The organism is Bacteroidota bacterium, from assembly GCA_039111535.1.
GTDB lineage: Bacteria > Bacteroidota > Rhodothermia > Rhodothermales > JAHQVL01 > JBCCIM01.
Genome location: JBCCIM010000002.1, coordinates 1 through 17704 on the forward strand (window position 1 = coordinate 1; position 17704 = coordinate 17704).

At 52.2% G+C, this 17704-nt stretch carries 15 protein-coding genes; 10 read left to right on the forward strand and 5 right to left on the reverse strand.

The genetic code is table 11. The features are described from left to right. From AAF564_00420 to AAF564_00445, 6 genes are all read left to right on the forward strand, one after another. Positions 1-877, forward strand: an 877-nt coding sequence (locus tag AAF564_00420; protein MEM8483974.1) for a Rieske 2Fe-2S domain-containing protein, incomplete at its 5' end; no start/stop codon positions are given. 15 nt (positions 878-892) lie between these two features. Beyond that, a complete protein-coding gene (locus tag AAF564_00425; protein ID MEM8483975.1) occupies positions 893-1657 on the forward strand; it encodes a hypothetical protein in 765 nt (254 codons plus the stop codon). A 38-nt stretch (positions 1658-1695) separates the two neighbouring features. Then, a complete protein-coding gene (locus AAF564_00430; GenBank protein ID MEM8483976.1) occupies positions 1696-2505 on the forward strand; it encodes a GNAT family N-acyltransferase in 810 nt (269 codons plus the stop codon). Positions 2506-2552: 47 nt separating this feature from the next. After that, on the forward strand, positions 2553-3305 hold the full coding sequence (locus AAF564_00435) for a lysophospholipid acyltransferase family protein (GenBank protein ID MEM8483977.1): 753 nt from the start codon (positions 2553-2555) through the stop codon (positions 3303-3305). Between the two features lie 11 nt (positions 3306-3316). Next, positions 3317-3847 carry a hypothetical protein gene (locus AAF564_00440; protein MEM8483978.1) on the forward strand — a complete coding sequence of 177 codons (531 nt, stop codon included), beginning with the start codon at positions 3317-3319 and terminating at the stop codon, positions 3845-3847. After that, on the forward strand, positions 3844-6471 hold the full coding sequence (locus AAF564_00445; protein ID MEM8483979.1) for an alpha/beta fold hydrolase: 2628 nt from the start codon (positions 3844-3846) through the stop codon (positions 6469-6471). Before AAF564_00440 ends, AAF564_00445 begins: the two co-directional genes overlap by 4 nt. A 6-nt stretch (positions 6472-6477) precedes the next feature. On the opposite strand, the gene AAF564_00450 is transcribed toward AAF564_00445, so the two are convergent. Both AAF564_00450 and AAF564_00455 read right to left on the reverse strand, forming a co-directional pair. After that, positions 6478-6954, reverse strand: coding sequence for a hypothetical protein (locus AAF564_00450; protein MEM8483980.1), 477 nt, complete (start codon positions 6952-6954; stop codon positions 6478-6480). A 7-nt stretch (positions 6955-6961) separates the two neighbouring features. Then, positions 6962-7228 (reverse strand): PadR family transcriptional regulator, encoded by a 267-nt coding sequence (locus AAF564_00455; GenBank protein MEM8483981.1) that lies wholly within the window; start codon positions 7226-7228, stop codon positions 6962-6964. A gap of 247 nt (positions 7229-7475) precedes the next feature. On the opposite strand from AAF564_00455, the gene AAF564_00460 reads away from it, so the two are divergent. Together AAF564_00460 and AAF564_00465 are read left to right on the forward strand one after the other, a co-directional pair. Next, positions 7476-8420 carry a sugar kinase gene (locus tag AAF564_00460; protein ID MEM8483982.1) on the forward strand — a complete coding sequence of 315 codons (945 nt, stop codon included), beginning with the start codon at positions 7476-7478 and terminating at the stop codon, positions 8418-8420. Between the two features lie 32 nt (positions 8421-8452). After that, positions 8453-9094 carry a bifunctional 4-hydroxy-2-oxoglutarate aldolase/2-dehydro-3-deoxy-phosphogluconate aldolase gene (locus AAF564_00465; GenBank protein ID MEM8483983.1) on the forward strand — a complete coding sequence of 214 codons (642 nt, stop codon included), beginning with the start codon at positions 8453-8455 and terminating at the stop codon, positions 9092-9094. Here AAF564_00465 and AAF564_00470 read toward each other — a convergent pair. Continuing rightward, positions 9091-10893, reverse strand: a complete 1803-nt coding sequence (locus AAF564_00470; protein MEM8483984.1) for a TonB family protein — start codon at positions 10891-10893, stop codon at positions 9091-9093. The two genes, AAF564_00465 and AAF564_00470, sit on opposite strands and share 4 nt — an antisense overlap. Positions 10894-11557: 664 nt before the next feature. After that, complete coding sequence (locus tag AAF564_00475; protein ID MEM8483985.1) at positions 11558-13174, reverse strand: thiol-activated cytolysin family protein; 1617 nt, start codon at positions 13172-13174, stop codon at positions 11558-11560. A 476-nt stretch (positions 13175-13650) separates the two neighbouring features. On the opposite strand from AAF564_00475, the gene AAF564_00480 reads away from it, so the two are divergent. Further along, a complete protein-coding gene (locus AAF564_00480) occupies positions 13651-14223 on the forward strand; it encodes a sigma-70 family RNA polymerase sigma factor (GenBank protein MEM8483986.1) in 573 nt (190 codons plus the stop codon). A gap of 6 nt (positions 14224-14229) precedes the next feature. Continuing rightward, the gene (locus tag AAF564_00485) at positions 14230-16974 is read left to right on the forward strand and encodes a serine/threonine-protein kinase (GenBank protein ID MEM8483987.1); all 2745 of its coding nucleotides are present in this window, start codon (positions 14230-14232) and stop codon (positions 16972-16974) included. Here the strand turns inward: AAF564_00485 and AAF564_00490 are convergent. Beyond that, positions 16971-17477, reverse strand: coding sequence for a hypothetical protein (locus AAF564_00490; GenBank protein ID MEM8483988.1), 507 nt, complete (start codon positions 17475-17477; stop codon positions 16971-16973). The two genes, AAF564_00485 and AAF564_00490, sit on opposite strands and share 4 nt — an antisense overlap. Positions 17478-17704: the final 227 nt, after the last annotated feature.

Here is a 17704-nt window from a genome sequence, read left to right on the forward strand (position 1 = left end):
CCTTGCAACTGCTGCTTTCTTGCTGCTGCACATCATTCTTGTTATCGGGCCCCTCTGCCGGCTAAACCCAAAATTTCTGCCCCTGCTGTACAACCGGCGACACATGGGCGTTTCCATGTTTATCCTTGCGCTGGCACATGGCATATTCAGCATTATCCAGTTTCACGTACTGGCAGACCTGAATCCGCTGATAAGCATCCTCGTGAGCAACGGACAATATTCAAGCCTCGCCAACTTTCCTTTTCAGCCCCTCGGTTTGCTTGCGCTTGCTATTTTATTGTTGATGGCTGTTACAAGCCATGATTACTGGCTCAGCAATCTATCAGCACCCACCTGGAAAGCGTTGCACATGCTTGTGTACGTCGCATACGGATTAATCGTACTGCACGTCGCGTTTGGTATCTTGCAAGCTGAAACAAGTCCGATTCTTACCGGCCTCATGATCGCAGGGTTTGTGCTGGTATTGGGCCTTCACCTGGTTGCTGCATTCAAAGAAACCGCTGCAGATCAGCCCCTACAAACAAGCGAAGAATTTGTCGCCGTTTGTCGTGTGGATGAGATTCCCGAGAAGCGCGCAAAAATTGCAACCCTCGCTGGAGACCGCGTAGCCATCTTCCGGTATGACGGCAAAATCTCAGCTGTTGCCAATGCCTGCCAACATCAGAATGGTCCACTCGGCGAAGGGCGAATCATTGACGGCTTCATCACCTGCCCCTGGCATGGGTTTCAGTATTGTCCACACAATGGACAGTCGCCGGCACCTTTTACTGAAAAAATTCCCACGTTCAATGTGAAAATTGAAAACGGGCAGGTTTGGGTTGCCACGCGTCCCAACAAAGCCGGCACGGAAGTGCAACCGGCTATCATTCAAGCTTAACGAACCAGTAATCCTGTGAACAACGACGATTTCTATATTGGCTACCTGGAAAAAGCGCCGGCCCCTGTTGGACGGTTCACCAGGACAGTGGTTATCTCGCTTTTCGTACTGACAGCAGGCATTGCCCTGCTGGCTGTTACTGGCCAAAAGGCATTCCTGCCCAGCACCTTTGAGTTTCTCCAATACCAGACCTTTACGGGTACATTCCACAGCCATCCGTATCCCATGTTACAGGTAATGGAGTCGACAACCGTTGGTGGTGTGCCGACCTACCAGCACTATTATCTGGTCAAAGAAGGTAAATTTGGGACGCAAGATCTCGCAGCGACCTACGAGGGGAAGCGGGTTACCCTGGAGGGTTCGCGGATTTATCGCGACAACCAGGAAATGATAGAGATAAAAGCTGGAACGCTGCAGCTTGATGAGGGCGAATCACCATTGCCAAAAGCCGGCGCGCAAAGCCTGGGCACCTTCACGTTGCGGGGGGAAATTGTCGACAGCAAGTGTTTCCTTGGCGTTATGAACCCGGGTAGCGAAAAACCCCATCGGGCGTGTGCAACCCGCTGTATCAGCGGAGGCATTCCTCCACTATTTGTTGTTCGGGATGAAGCAGGCAACTTAAGTTACCTGCAACTCCAGGCCACAAATGGCAGTACCGTAAATCAGGATGTTCTGGACATGGTCGCTGAGCCTGTGGAAATAACAGGCGAAGTCCTGCAACTCGAAAACATTTTGATCTTGCAAGCAGATCCTGCTACCTACCTGAGACTGAACAGCTGATATCCCGAATGTTTATTCGAGGCTAACCCACCTTCATCATGAGTGCTTTACCCAAAACACGCATCCCACTCGATGCGGTATATCCGCGGTTTACTACCTACCTGCCACCCGGTGTTATCAGGGATGGAAAGTATGAATTACGCTTTGCCAGCACGCGCGAAGAACTTGACGCTATAGAACGATTACGCTTCGAAGTGTTCAACCTCGAACTGGAAGAAGGTCTCGCTTCATCGTACGATACGGGCAAGGACGAAGACCTGTTTGACCAGGTTTGTCATCATATGATGATATACAAAGCGTCAGCTGGCGTTGTTGGTACGTATCGCTTTCAAACAGCAGAAATGGCCCGAGAAAGCGGGCTGGGTTTTTACTCAGCATCTGAATTTGATTTATCAACTTTGCCTGAAGAGGTAGTAGCGCAAGGCGTAGAACTGGGACGCGCGTGTATTGCAAAAGAACACCGCAGCCTCAAGGTACTGTACCTCTTATGGAAAGGCATTGGCATGTACCTGATGCACAACCAGCGACGCTATTTGTTTGGATGTACCTCACTTACCAGTCAGGACCCGGCTGAAGGCCACGGGGTGTACGAGTTGTTGCACAAACAGGGCCATGTTCACCCCGGCATCGAGGTAAAGCCCCAACCAGACTTTATCTGTGAAACGAACCCCAAAAAAGCCCACTCAAAACCCAGGGTGCCACGGTTAATGCGGGCTTACTTGAGTCTGGGAGCAAAGGTTTGCAGCCCGCCGGCACGCGACCAGATGTTCAAAACCATCGACTATTTCACGCTCTTCGACACAAGCCGACTAACTGACCAGGCAAAGTCGTATTTTATGCTAAAATAGTGCGCCTGGTATAGCTTATCGCTCTCATTCGTCTACCCGTGATGAATATGCGGACACTCCGCGCATCATACAGATTGCTCCTGCTCTGTTTGCTCACAGCCATCCTCACCGTTATATGGCTGGGTCGCATTCCATTGCTTCGAGCAGAAAAGAGGAATCCCTGGCGGGGTACCATGGTTGGGCTATGGGCGCGAAATGCCATTCGCATCCTGCATATACGCATTACGGTCAACGGGACACCGCCGGCGGCGCCTTTTTTCTTGGTATCCAACCATCTGAGTTACCTGGATGTCATACTGTATCAAACGCAGATGCCTTGCGTATTCGTAGCAAAATCGGAAGTAGCACACTGGCCGGTTGTTGGCTGGCTTGCACGCGCCATTGGCACCCTGTTCATCAACAGAAGAAGCCGGCGAGATGTTGTGCGCGTAAACCAGGAAATACAACAAGCCCTCACAAGCGGCGATGGTGTGATCCTGTTCCCCGAAGGGACCTCAAGCAAAGGGGAAACCGTACTGCCATTTAAATCGGCAACCCTGGCAACCGTCACCAATATGGGATACCCGGCCTACTATGCCTCGGTTACCTATAAAACACCAGAGGGCGAACCACCCGCACAGCAGGTGATTTGCTGGTGGGGAGACATGACGTTTGCCGACCATGTTTTCAATATGCTGAAGCTCCCCTACTTTGAAGCCACCGTCACTTTCGGAGCCGGGGCTGTAGCTACCACCGATAGAAAAGAAATGGCCCACCTGCTGAATGCACGTATTGTAGACAGCTTCGTGCCAGTAGTATAAACTTGAATATTATGATCCATCTAAAGAATCTTATAGAAAACAACGTGCTGTGCCTTGAACAAGGCATCCAGTTGCTGCGCGAGATGGAGGATGCTGTGTACACCCACACCGCATCTCCTGTGTATAGCAGCGGCATCGGCGATCATTACCGGCACTGCGTAGAACACTACCTCTGCTTCCTTGATGGTATCGACGCTAGAAGCATCGATTATGATGCGCGAAAGCGTGACCTGCGTATTGCAACCGAACGTGCTTACGCCATCGAAATCACACAGCAAATTATAGCACGACTCGACAAAATTGCCTGCAGCGGTGTTGCCCTGCGTGTCAAAATGGATTGTAGACTTGATGATGAAGAGGGTGCCATCTGGACGGACTCAACGCCGGAGCGCGACCTCCAGTATCTGCAGGCCCATACCATCCACCATTACGCGCTGATTGCCATGATCTTGCGTTTGCAGGGCCGGGAGCCGGGTGAAGGCTTTGGCGTTGCACCCTCCACGCTGACTTATCGAAAACAACGCCAGACCCAAGCGGCATGAGCCCTGAACGTGAAGAGGATGACCCGCTGGAAAACACACCTGTAAAGAAGAGCCGCTGGCGATACGTTGCCGGCGTTTTTCTATTACTCCTGCTCGTCTCTCACATCATCCGCTGGACCCAACGCGATGCAATCAACCTGCGAAGCGATCAGATAAGCCTGGATTTGCCCGTTGTAGAGCGCAATAAAACGGGCGATGAAGTTGTAACAACTGCGTATACCTTGCTGGAGCCAGACAGCGCGCGCTATCCCAATCCTGCTACGCTGGTCCTCCTCCATGGCAGCCCGATGGCTTCGATGTCGATGATGACATTGGCCCATACCCTGCCCGACTCGTTCCGCATCCTCGTCCCGGATCTGCCGGGCTTTGGACGCTCAACGCGCCGCATTCCCGACTATTCGGTCGACGCCCACGCAGTGTACCTCAATGCGATGCTTGATTCACTCGGCATCGGCGAGGCCCATTATGTCGCGTACAGCATGAGCGGCGGTGTTGCCCTGCAAGCCTATGCGCGCGCGCCCGAAAAGGTAGCTTCCGTTGTGATGTTGTCCGCCATTGGTGTGCAAGAGCTTGAGTTGCTGGGCAGTTACCTGATGAATCACGCAGTGCATGCCCTGCAGCTTGGTTTTATGTGGAGTTTGCAAGAGCTAACGCCACACATGGGCTTTATGGACGAAGCCATTCTCAACACATCCTATGCCCGCAATTTTTATGACACAGATCAACGCCCGCTTCGAGAAATCCTGACTCAGTTTGAACCGCCGATGCTGATAATGCATGGCGAGAAGGACATGCAGGTCCCGCTGGACGCAGCCATTGAGCATGCGCGCATTGTACCACAAAGCGAGCTGGCGCTGTTTGATGGTGGGCACGGACTGGTGTTCAATCCGAACGCTGGCTTCATAGAAAGCCTCACCGGATTTATAAACAAGGTAGAACGCGATGAAGCCGCAACGCGCAGCACGGCAACGCCGGCACGCATCGCGGCAGCAAATGTCCCGTTCCAGAAAGAGGCCTTCCCCAAGGCTGAAGGATTGACCTTGCTGGTTTACATGTTACTGATTGCGCTTGCAACCCTGGTTACGGAAGATGGCGCAAGCATTGGTGCCGGCCTGCTGGTAGCCCAGGGCACAATGAACTACTTCCCGGCAATGCTTGCCTGCCTCATTGGCATCGTGGTGGGTGACGTATTGTTGTTTCTGGCCGGCCGACACATCAGCGGCCCGATGCTTTCGCGGCGTCCATTTCGGTGGTTCTTCAGTAAAGACGCAATTGCAGGTGCTTCGCGATGGTTGGAGCGACGCGGCGGCGCCGTAATTATTGCAAGCCGGTTTATTCCCGGGAGTAGATTGCCGACCTACGTAGCAGCCGGCTCATTGGGGCTACCGCTGTGGAAATTCCTGCTCTATTTCATCGTCGCATCCATTTTATGGACGCCGATGTTAGTCTGGCTAGCGGTTATTTTTGGCGAACAGTTGCTCACGCAGTTTCTCGATGTTTATGAGACCTATGCCATCTGGGTATTTCTCGGGTTGCTCGTTGGCTTATTGGGACTCTTCAAAGTTGTTGTGCCGTTGTTCAGCCACGAAGGCCGGCGGTCTCTGGTTGGTAGCTGGCGCCGGCGCCGGCAGTGGGAATTCTGGCCCATGTGGCAATTCTACCCCCCCATTGTGCTGTACGTCCTGTATCTGGGCCTGCGCTACCGCTCTTTCACCCTCTTCACAGCAGCCAACCCTGGCATCGACCTCGGCGGGCTGGTTGGTGAATCCAAAGCAGATATCCTCAACAAGTTGGCTGACAGTAGCAAATATGTAGCACGGTTTGCAGCAATCCCTGCACGAAAAAACGTGGCTGATCGGGTCGAAAAAGTCACCCGGTTTATGGCAGAAGCTGACCTCACCTACCCCATCATCTTGAAACCCGACACGGGGGAGCGCGGCAAGGAGGTGGCCAAGGTTTACAATGAGGGAGAGGTGGCGCTGTATTTGGAGTCTTACACGATGCCGGCTATCGCACAAGCCTATGCACCGGGCCAGGAGTTTGGCGTTTTCTATTACCGCTACCCCGAATCACCAAAAGGTGCGTTGTTTTCGATTACCGATAAACAATTCCCCAGCGTAACAGGTAACGGCAAACATAACTTGCGACGCCTGATTATGGACGATGAACGGGCAGTATGTATGGCCAAACACTATTTCAAGGCCAACCAGGAGCGGTTATTCGATGTACCAGATACTGGAGAAGTGATTCAACTCATCGATATAGGCACACACAGCAGGGGGAGCGTTTTTCTGGATGGTACTGCTATCGAGACGCCGGCACTGGCCGAAGCGATAGACCAAATCAGTAAATCTTTTGACGGGTTCTACTTTGGCAGATATGATATCCGCACCCCAAATCTTGAGGATTTCCAGCGTGGTGAGAACTTCAAAATTGTAGAGTTGAATGGCGTAACATCGGAAGCCACCCATATCTACGACCCCAAACACAGCTTGTTTGAGGCGTATCGCATATTGCGCGCGCAGTGGCGGATTGCTTTTGAGATTGGCGACCAAAACAGGAAACGGGGCGTTAAGCCGGCGTCACTTTTTGAGGTGCTTGGCCGTGTTATCGGGCGCTCTTGATGGTATTCATTTGCCGGCCAACAGCAGAAAAACCCGCTGGAAAAATACAGCAATGTAGTTTTGCTTCAAAACAGCACGAAAGAAGGCAAAATAGTATTTGCACCGTACCCTGAACACCCACATGCCGGCGCTGCTTCTGATTGACCAGTGGTCAGCAAGCACGTAGTCGCTAATGGCATCAGCATATTCATCCAGAAAATCCCGCTGCGTTGGTTCAAAGACCTCAATAATGGTTTTCTCTGAATAAAAGAACCGTGCCATTTTCATAAAAACAGCACCAGGAGCGGCATTAACCTCGTAAGAACGGCGCGCTGAACGCGTAATTTCTACGAAGCTGATCACAAGAAGAATAAAAGATACCACGATGCTTGGCATCGAAATATCAACAACTGCCTGGGGGCCATGTTTAAAGTACAAATACAGGAGAGAACCAAAAACAAAGGCCAGCAACAGTAAATTTAATACCTTTATAAGTCTATTCATGAGTCACCTAGTTTGTGGTGAACCACACGCCTTGTTGTGTAGATCTGATTAGTTTCCAGGAGTCGAGTGCATGTGCACCCTTGGCGGTGGCTATGTAGTGACGACGGGGTGGCCCCTTCTCGTCGGGTTGGGCTGGTTCTTTTTTTGAACTTACGTAGCCCTTCTGCTGCATACGGTTAAGCGTTACATAAACAGATCCCCGCTTCAAGAGTCCATCCGACTGTTTCACCATCTCCAATCCATAGCCTTTTCGATGTGCGGTAAGAAAAGACAAGATGAAGGCTTCCTTGGTCGTTAAGGATTTTGAGGACTCCATTTTTTCATTGGCCGGGCATCATAGAGAATTATTAACGCTTTTTATAATTTCCCCTATACTGAAGTAGGTGTAAATAGGGGCATTCAACCAAAGACTTGCACTTAAAATCACCTACACGCGTTAGACATTAATTCCCCACAAACGCAGGCGCTTAAGCGTTGCGCCATGCCTATATGGGTTATATGCGCAGTTGAGGTACACATTTATGGATGTTGTGACACTGGGAGAGGCCATGGTACTGTTTGTGCCCGACCGCATCGGATTACTCCGATATGCCCATACGTTTAGCCGATATGTTGCCGGAGCAGAATCCAATCTTGCTGTTGGTATGGCACGGCTGGGGCACCACGTAGGCTGGATTAGCCGCGTTGGTGATGATGAATTTGGGCAATACGTACAGGCCTTCCTTCGGGGCGAGCGCGTGGATGTGTCGGGCGTAAAGGTTGATCCGGATGCGCCAACCGGCGTCTTCTTTAAAGAACGCCGGCGCAGCGATAGTACAAGGGTGTATTATTACCGCAAAGGTTCTGCCGCCAGTATGCTGACGCCGGATGACCTGGATGCCGCCTACATCGCCCAAGCGCGCTACCTCCACCTGACGGGCATTACGCCGGCCCTCAGTGCAGCATGCAAAGACACCATTATGCACGCGCTGCACATCGCAACCGAAGCAGGCGTACCTGTTTCGTTTGACCCGAACCTCCGCCAGAAACTGTGGGACACCGAAGCCGCCCGGGCGGCCTACCTCGATATATTGCCGCACGTTTCGCTGGTTTTGACCAGCGAAGAAGAAGCGGCGCTCATCACCGGTACCACCAAACATACGGAAGCGGCGCGTATCCTCCTTGAAATGGGTCCCTCTGTGGTTGTTATAAAACTGGGTGCCAAAGGAGCGCTTGGATTTACAGCAGACGAAAAGGTATTTGCCCCGGTTATGCCTGTTGATACCGTGGAGACGGTAGGCGCTGGCGATGCGTTTAATGCCGGCTTTCTGTCAGGACAGCTCCGCGGATGGGATCTCGCGGCCTCCCTTAAGCTGGGCACCATCCTGGGAGCGCTGGCGACCACCGTACCGGGCGACGTAGACGGGTTGCCAGACTGGGAAGAAATCCAGCCATATTTAGGCGGCGACCGGACAATTGAACGATAAGACTACTATATCACCATCATTTTTTGAGCACCTTGAACGAGCACGCTGTTAATACACGCATAAAAGAAACGGGCATCATTGCAATTATCCGGGGCGCATTTGACGAAGCGCAAGTCCTGGAAATAGCAGAAACACTGACGAAAGGCGGGGTAGAGGCCATCGAAGTCACCCTGAACAGCACAGATGCACTGGCGCGCATTTCAAAACTGCGCGAGACCCTTGCTACATCTGCTGTTATTGGCGCGGGTACCGTGCGTACGGCATTACAAGCACAACAGGCCATTGATGCCGGCGCCCAGTTCCTTGTATCCCCCAACCTCGATCTGGAGAGTGTTGCAGTTGCAAAGGCCGCTGGCATCCCCCATCTACCCGGTGTATTTACAGGTTCAGAGGCGCAAACCGCGCATGCAGCTGGCTGCAAAATGGTAAAGCTTTTTCCTGCGCATATGCTTGGGCCAGCTTATCTCAAAGCACTACGTGCACCACTAGACGACATCGGATTTGTACCAACAGGCGGTATCAGCGCGCATAACGTGGGCGATTACATCAAGGCCGGCGCCGTTGCCGTAGGTGTAGGTAGCGCACTCGTCCAGGGAGCCGACATGGACAGGGATGAATTGCTAAGCAGGGCGCAAAGGATGCGCACCGTGGTCGATATTGCCCGCCGCCACTAATTCGACGAATTGACCAGTTGGAAACTGAACTGCAGGTTGAGCCAGGCTTTAATTGGCTTGTTGTTGACAAGGGCCGGCGCAAAGCGTGCAGCACGCAAAACGCGCAAGACTTCTTCATCACATCCATACCCCAAAGACTGGGTAACTTCTTCGTCGATGACCACACCAGTTTCGTCGATTAAAACGCGCACGCCGACTATGCCAGAGGCACGGGCCGCAACTGCAGCCATCGGATAGCGAAGTTTTGTACGCAGGCTCTCTACCCCATCAATGACGCGAGGCAGCGTTGTTGCACCGGCAGTAGCATCTTTTGGCGCTTCGAGGGTTGGCTCAGACACTTCGGTTGTGGTACGCTGTTTTTCACGCAAACGCACAATGTTGGAGTTTTCTTCGATCGGCTTTTCAATAATCGAATGCTCCATGGCCTCAAAGCTCAGCGGGCTTCGCACACGCCGGCGTCCTTCTTCGAGATAGTAACGGACATTGGGATCAACTTCGTCATCGCTTACATCTTCTGTAGACGCAGGCGGATTTGCTGCTGCAACTGCAGGTGCTTCCGTGGCAGGCGCTTCAGTTGCAGGTGTTGTGGTGACGGGTTCTTCAGCAACAGGGGCCGGTGCTTCCTGAACAGCCAGGTCCAGCATATCCGGATCCAGCGAATCCCAGTTGGGTGTTATCACAACCGGATAAAGCGAATCAATGGGCAGATCATTCATCGAAAAGGCTGGAGGACCAACGAGGTACTGCGATGAGTCGTAGGTTGCCAGGCTTTCACCAGCAGCATCCTCAGCAAAAGCAGGTGGACTTGACTGGCGAGAAAAAACACCTACCGCGATCCAGGCTACGGCCACCACAGCCAGTGTAGCAACCATCACCTTCTTCCATGCGCCTGCTTCATTAGCAGGCATAAGGTCACGCTCCGCTTCCACAGCCGGCCGGCCGGCGGCTTTGCCAAACATGCCTCGCCCGACGGTTAACGTTGCAATGAATTTCTCAGCCGACTCGAAACGTTCGTCGGGATCTTTGGAGAGTGCTTTATCGATCGCCCAGGCAATGTGCGCCGGCACACCAGCACGCAGGGCCGTAACCGGCTTTGGCTGCGTCATGTTGTGATGAAATACATAGCCAACGGGTGAATCCGATTTAAACGGCTCTTTGCCGGTCAGCATCGCGTACAGAATTAACCCAAGGTTGTAAATATCTGATTGCTGGGTAAGTTTTTCTCCACGGGTCTGCTCAGGACTCATGAACTTGGGTGTTCCGATCATCATTTCCCCGGTGATCGAGTTCACCCCATCTACATCACGGGCGATGCCGAAATCGAGAATTTTGACATTACACATGAACAGCGGTGCACCGGGCTCCGCAAGCACCATGATGTTATCCGGCTTGAGGTCGCGATGCACAAGTCCGGCTTCATGGATGGTTTCTAGCGCTTTGCCAATCTGGCAAGCAATGCGAATGGCGACGTCCAGATTCAGGCCTTCAGGGTACTGTTTGAGCAGATTACTCAGCGTCTGGCCTTCCAGAAATTCCATGGCCATATAAAGCATTCTGGATTCTGCTTCGCCGGCATCGAGGATTTGCACCGCGTGCGGATGCTGGATGCGGCAGGCCAGTTCTATTTCGCGCAGGAAGCGAACCCTGTACTGTTCATCTTCTTGAAATTGCGGGTGGATAATTTTGAGCGCAACCGGGCGTTTGGTGTAGACGTGCTCTGCCTTGTAGACTTTGCCCATAGCACCCTGCCCAATACGGGCAACGACGCGATAGCGGTTATCTACAAGTCTGTTTTGCATGGCTTTATCTTATCCAAAAAGACGCGCGGGGGGAAAGCCGCAATGGGGGAGTGCACCTATAACTGCGCAAAAGCTTTTTTGTACCCGACAGCCGGCAGGAAAAAAGAATGGCAGCAGGCAGGGTAACCTGCTATTCGTCCGAATGGGTTGCTGTTGGTACGTCTTTCGTTTAGGTACACGCTGCCGATTCAACTAAGCAAAATCGGCGCCCTCTCAAGAGGGGATGAAAAGGTAAGATAGTGTTTTCTGAAGTAAGGGGTGTTCAGAAAAATTATCCACGTCGTATTGCGTGCATTGTAAAACTGGTGTTTGGTCAATTTTCTGCAGCGGCAACATGGTAGAAATAAGACACGCACACGTCCCAGGTTACGCCATACTAAAACACCCGTCGGGTCTTGAAGACCCAACGAGTGTTTCATAAATGACGTATTTCGTTACCAAAACGCAACCTCCCGTTACCCAGAAAATTCCGTATAACTGTACTATTTTTCTATGTAATGCGGCATTCTCACTATAACAGAAAACCAGCGTCTCCATAAGTATCCTCTTGACAGAGGCGATTTAGGCACACGCGTTGAAGTCAAGTGCGCAACAGGAAAAACCGAACAGCAAAAAAGGCCGTGCAGCAATAGCACGGCCTTTTTTTGCGTGGGTCGAAGGGGTATTACTCTACTTTTGCTTTGTAGTGCAGCTCCGTAACACAGCTGGCAGCTTTGCTCACCTCGATAATAATAGGTACATCTTCCGCATCAGCAAGATTGGTCCACCCTGTGGGCCCAAATACATGTTCTTTGGTAACAGACCGATTCAGATCATTGTAGTTAGGATCCTGAAAGGGCGGATCGTCCCGCTCTTTTGCGTGAAACTTGACTGAAAACTTGTTATCTGTTGTCCGATTCGCAAGAAATGTAATCTCTTCATTGATTGCCGAAGATTCTCCATCATTCAGTGAGATGGTCTTGGAGTGGTCACCTTCGACGGTGCTGCCATTACTAACCGTTGCCTCAAATTCGAAATCACCAGGGCCGGCATCACAATCTCTGATCACTTTGTACTTGTCCAGTGTGATCGTTATCGAATCCCGTGCTCTGGACGTGGAGCATTCCACCGCAGTGTAGGAGGTGGTATATCCAAGTTTGGCCAACTGATCGTCTTTCAGATATTTGACGGTGTAGGAAATAGGCACACCAGGGTTTTCACGGGAATAGACGGCATTTTCGCCCGTGATGATCGGCACCAGGTCGCCGGCAGTCCGGGCCTCGACAGCATTTGATGCAACAGCCGCATTCCCCCCCAGTGTTATAACCTCTACCGTAGCATCTGACAAAATCTGCTCATAAAACGCAGCCACGTCTCCATCCACATCTGCACCTGCTGCATAGCTGAATGCAGCTTCTACATCAGCCGACTTGTATGAGCTTGAGGTCTCCATGCGAAACATGATAATGCGTCCATAAGTGACCGAAGCAATATACGCCGGCGGTGCATCGCTATCGAAAGCTGCATTCACTTCATCCAGGGTTACATCCGGGCCAAACACGTCTTCTGGCCGGCTGCCATTTTCCTGTACAAAGGAGGCGGTATAAAAAGCTTGCTTGTAGGTTGCCATCACAACGTTACGGGTAGACGACGTGGTGAATCCGAACTGCGAGCTTACGTCTCCCGTAGCCCATTTTACGTTGAGCCCCACATCCAGCGCTGCCTGCTCAGACGAGAACGAAGACGTTACGCGGTTAAATGAACTGGAAGCATTGCGGTAGCCTTCCTGGAACGCGTTTGCATTCCACCACTCCAGCGCTGCATCAATTTCATTCTGCACGTTGGCAAGATCGGGGTCCTCCACGATGCGGGTGCCGTTGGTACCGATACCTGGCAGGTCAAGCCTGATCTTCACGGGTGCGCGTGAAAAGCGAGCCGGCTCCGGCAAGCCATCCAGCAGCGACTGATTTGCCTCAACTAGCGCGCCGGGCCAGATCACATCCTGGGTGGGACGCAGAATTGCGATGTCTTCAAAATTATTTTTCAAATCAAACGTGGTACTCACACACGTGCGGTCATCGTTGCCGATGGGTGTCGTCTCTTCTTCTGTAGACAGCACATCGCGGGCCTGGTCCTGCGACTGCACGTTGAGCAGTTCATCCGCGTTATAACTCAGGTTTTGGATAAAATCCCCTATAGATGCGCCTTCAGGGTTTTCTTCGTTTGCACCAGGGCCACTATCACAGCCGGCAATAAGCAGCAGGGTGAGGGCGGCACAAAACAATGGTCGGAATAAAGACATGATATCGATCTACATCTGTTAATGATTATGTGGCTCCATTTTGGGGGCTCGTAATCAGAAACAGGAGATGATCGGCGAAGTGATAATGCTTCACATCTTCTTCACAATTAGACTGGAGTTAGGAGTGAGGAGTTTACACTTTGGGGGGTGTTGGGGGTCAAACTGGGATGCGAAAACACGAAGAAACGACAGCGAAAAAATAGACGGCATTCGATATCACACAATCACGCGCTGCAAAAAACAATGACGCCTTATCACCTCTGCACACTTTTCTTGTTTATAGGAATGAACGATACCGCGCTTTCCAGGCAGTGCACGCTTTCCGTAGCGACTTTTTACTCGTCGAACTGTTAGGTGGAAGATGTTGATGTTTATCAAATAGTGAATTGCTCCCGATTTACAGGGAAACTACCTTGGGATTTCAGAATTCCTTGTTCATTATTCGATATTCACATCCAAGTACACCAACCGCAGCCATGTCGGATAAAAGGAACCAGGTTACAGCTTTGCTTGCAGCGCTGGGTGAAAGCAGCGAAGAAGCCATGGGCGCACTGCTCCCAATGGTTTATGATGAATTGCGCATGCTTGCTAAACGACAATTGCAAGGACAGCAATCCAATCACACGCTCAACACCACGGCACTTGTTCACGAAGCGTACTTCAAGTTAGTCAACCAGGAAGCTGCGTCCTGGCAAGATCGGGCGCACTTTCTTTCCGTCGCTGCGATTGCCATGCGGCAAATCCTGATTAACTACGCGCATAAGCGACGTGCGCAAAAACGCGGTGGTGGTCAGGCATTGGCTACCTTCAACGAAGCCCTGATGGGTGGAGAATCAACGCGCGCTGAAGAATTGATTGCACTTGATGAGGCGCTGGAACGGCTCAAAGCCATGAATGAACGCCAAAGCGAAGTAGTGACCTTTCGTTTTTTCGGGGGACTGACCCACGAAGAAATTGCAAAAGTGCTTGAGGTATCGGTCCCAACGGTCAGGCGAGACTGGCGTATTGCCAAAGCCTGGCTCGTCCGAGAATTATCCCAGGAATCCTGAATTACCATGACGCCCGAGCGCTGGAACCTTGTACAGGAAATATTTGAAAAGGCCGTCACTGTCGCGCCGGCAGACCTTGCCTCCTTCCTCAAAGATGCCTGCAAAGGAGATGCAGCGTTGCACGAAGAAGTCCTTTCGCTGCTCAAGGCAGACGAGGAAGAAGGTAGCATGCTCGAAGGCCATGTCCTTGATGCTGTTGATGTTGGGGAGCTATCCGACGCCCTTTCCCTGGATGGCAAAGAAATTGGTCCCTACCGTCTCATCCGACAACTTGGCGAAGGGGGCATGGGACTCGTTTACCTCGCAGAGCGGGCAGATGGTGTATTTGAACAGCAGGTCGCACTCAAGCTGATCAAGCGCGGCATGGATACGGATCGGATTATCCGCCGCTTTGAAGCGGAACGCAAAATCCTTGCGCGCCTCCAGCATGACAACATTGCCCGCGTCTTTGATGGCGGCATAACCGATGACGGCCTGCCCTATTTTGTGATGGAGTACGTTGACGGGGAGCCTATCGACACGTATTGCGACACACAAAAGGTGTCCATCGATCAGCGGCTGGCGCTTTTTGTAACCGTGTGTAAAGCGGTCATGTATGCCCACGCCAACCTGGTTGTTCATCGCGACCTGAAGCCTGAGAACATTCTGGTCACCCGGGAAGGCAAGGTAAAATTGCTGGACTTCGGGATTGCCAAGGTGCTGGGCCAGGAGGCTGATCATACCCGTATCACGCAGGAAGGCCGGCGCATCCTCACGCCCGCATACGCATCGCCTGAGCAATTAAAAGGCGATGACATCAGTACTTCCTCAGATATTTACTCGCTTGGTGTTGTACTGTATGAGTTGCTCGCCGGCCAGCGCCCGTACGACACCCCGCCTTCCCCCGAAGAAACCCAAGAACCCGACCGCCCTTCCACCCGTATCGACCGCGCCATACGGAGCCAGGACACGGTCACGGCGGACACCATCAGCAAAGCCCGCAGCACACGGCCAGACAAACTACGCAGGCTGCTCAGCGGCGACCTCGACGTGATCTGCCTCAAAGCCCTTCGCGCAGAACCAACGCGACGCTATGGCTCTGTCGAGGCTTTTTCAGATGACATCACGCGTCACCGTGCCGGCATGCCTGTCCATGCGCGCCCGGACACTGCAGGGTATCGCTTCAGAAAGTTCATTGAGCGTCATCGTGCCGGTGTAGTTTTGACCTCGCTGATGGTGTTGCTTGTTGCATCGCTCGTTGGCTTCTACACCAACCGGCTGGCAACTGAGCGGGACCGCGCCCAGCGGGAAGCAGACAAAGCCCAGCAGGTTGCCGCTTTTTTGCAGGAGATTTTTGAAGTATCCAATCCGTCTGCTTCCAAAGGGGAAACGGTCACCGCGCGGGAACTGCTCGACAAAGGTGCCGCCCGGCTTGAAAGTGACCTTGCAACGCAGCCCGAGATCATGGCAACCATGTATGATGTCATCGGGATGGTATACCGCGAACTCGGCCTTTACCCCAAAGCCGACTCCATGCACCGGCAGGCACTTGTCAATAACCGTAAATTGTATGGAAATGAAAGCCTGGAAACAGCCAGTACCCTCAACCTGATTGGCTACGTCAATCGCCGGCAAGGGGATTATGCCGGCGCTGACAGCATGTACCGCGCTGCCCTCGCCATCCAACGTGAGCAACTGGGCACAGAGCACAAAGACATTGCAGAAACCCTGGCCAATCTTGCGGTAATTTTACGCCGTATGGGCAACCGGGATGAAGCAGAAGCGATGGTACGCGAAGCCTTGCAGCAACGCATCAAACTACTCGGGCCAAATGACCTCGAAGTGGGTGCTACAATGAATAATCTTGCACTTATTCTCTCGCAACGTGGAGCGCTCACAGAAGCAGACTCGCTATATGCCGGCGTCATTGAGATCCTCAAGGAAACCGTAGGAGAAGCCCATCCAGGGATGGCCTCTACGCTCAACAACAGGGCTTATGTAAAGGGACAACTGGGTGATCCGGGCGCGGCAGATTCACTCTATCGTGCCGCGCTTGCCGTCAAGAAAAAGTTATACGGCGATGTTCACCCGTCCCACGTCGTCACCCTCAACAACATCGCAGCCCAACTCAACGACCAGGGCAAACACGAAGAGGCTGAACCCTTTGTGGAAGAAGCGCTGGCCATTGCTGAGCAGGTATACAACCGACCACATCCAGACGTATCTCATAGCTTGGGCCACCTGGCCAACATCCACGAGGCACGAGGGGAATTGGCTAAAGCTGAAGCATTTCACCGAGAAGGCATGCAAATCAATCAATCAGTGTATGGAGCACAACACAGCCGCGTAGCAAGCAGCATGTACGCCATCGCCGGCTTAATGGCTGCACAAGAAAAGTATGGAAAAGCGTTGCGAATGCAGCGAGAAGGGTTGGCCATGAGCCGGGCACTAACGGAAGAAGAGGATCTGGCTGTAGCGCGCGACTTACAGGCGCTTGGCCGCATTTTGGCTGACGCCGGCAGCTTGCCCGAAGCCCTGCCTTTGCTGCGCGAAGCGCTGGAGCTGCGCATAAAGCTGCGCGGTAAAGTGCACGCGGAAGTTTCGGCGAGTCAGCAACAACTCGGGGAAGCACTGGGCAAAGCTGGCCGAACTGAGGAAGCTGAAGCTATGTTCAATCAGTCGCTGGATATTGCTACTGCAATCTCCGATGAAACCCAGTTGGCTGCAACGCGAGCAAGCCTGGCTACGCTGAAAACAGAAGGGCAGCCTTAATAAGGCATAAACTTTGGCAAGATCAGCAGGATAACAAATACCACAATGGCCATCCCAAAAAACACATTGCCGATGAGCTGGTCGTACTCAAGAAGATTGAGCATCCCCAACATGGTCCACCAGTCGTGCTCTACAGCATTTCCACCGAGCAACGGCAATTGACGCGCCCGCGCATCAGCCGCGTACACGCTGATGTTGATCAAGTTATGCCCCAACCAGAAAAGTGATACCTGGGTACCAAAACGGTAATCGTGGACAACAAAATTGAAGATGAGGATGCCTGGTACAATAAGCTGCATCAGCGTACCGCCCAGAAACATCATAAATCGGCCAAAGAACCGAAAGAAAAAATGGCCGGCTTCATGGATGATCAGATCCACGCTGTCCATCAGGGTATACTCGCCCCACGTAAAGAGGAAGTAGAGGCAGATAGGCAGAAAAACCAGGGATCCCCGCCAAATTTTGAAATCGAAGTGCTCGAATTTGGGTAGTGATTTAAACACGGCTATCAGGAGTGGCTGTGTGATCGTGTATTTAGTCGTTCCGTCAATGAGGAGCAGTGGACGGGTTGAGGGGATGGATGGGGTTTACGGGGAAATTGGCGACAAGTTGAGGCGTGAGGAGTGAAAAACGGCCCTTCGAAATTCAGTATTTCTTGTTCGGTGTTCGATATTCAAGGAGTTTAAAGTCCGAAAGCGATACTTAGCAGGCCTTAGGATTGAAGCAGATC

Coding starts and splice junctions, on each gene's coding strand:
- AAF564_00435 (MEM8483977.1), top strand. CDS start 2,553: ATGCGGACACTCCGCGCATCATACAGATTGCTCCTGCTCTGTTTGCTC.
- AAF564_00480 (MEM8483986.1), top strand. CDS start 13,651: ATGTCGGATAAAAGGAACCAGGTTACAGCTTTGCTTGCAGCGCTGGGT.
- AAF564_00450 (MEM8483980.1), bottom strand. CDS start 6,954: ATGAATAGACTTATAAAGGTATTAAATTTACTGTTGCTGGCCTTTGTT.
- AAF564_00470 (MEM8483984.1), bottom strand. CDS start 10,893: ATGCAAAACAGACTTGTAGATAACCGCTATCGCGTCGTTGCCCGTATT.
- AAF564_00485 (MEM8483987.1), top strand. CDS start 14,230: ATGACGCCCGAGCGCTGGAACCTTGTACAGGAAATATTTGAAAAGGCC.
- AAF564_00475 (MEM8483985.1), bottom strand. CDS start 13,174: ATGTCTTTATTCCGACCATTGTTTTGTGCCGCCCTCACCCTGCTGCTT.
- AAF564_00440 (MEM8483978.1), top strand. CDS start 3,317: ATGATCCATCTAAAGAATCTTATAGAAAACAACGTGCTGTGCCTTGAA.
- AAF564_00430 (MEM8483976.1), top strand. CDS start 1,696: ATGAGTGCTTTACCCAAAACACGCATCCCACTCGATGCGGTATATCCG.
- AAF564_00460 (MEM8483982.1), top strand. CDS start 7,476: ATGGATGTTGTGACACTGGGAGAGGCCATGGTACTGTTTGTGCCCGAC.
- AAF564_00445 (MEM8483979.1), top strand. CDS start 3,844: ATGAGCCCTGAACGTGAAGAGGATGACCCGCTGGAAAACACACCTGTA.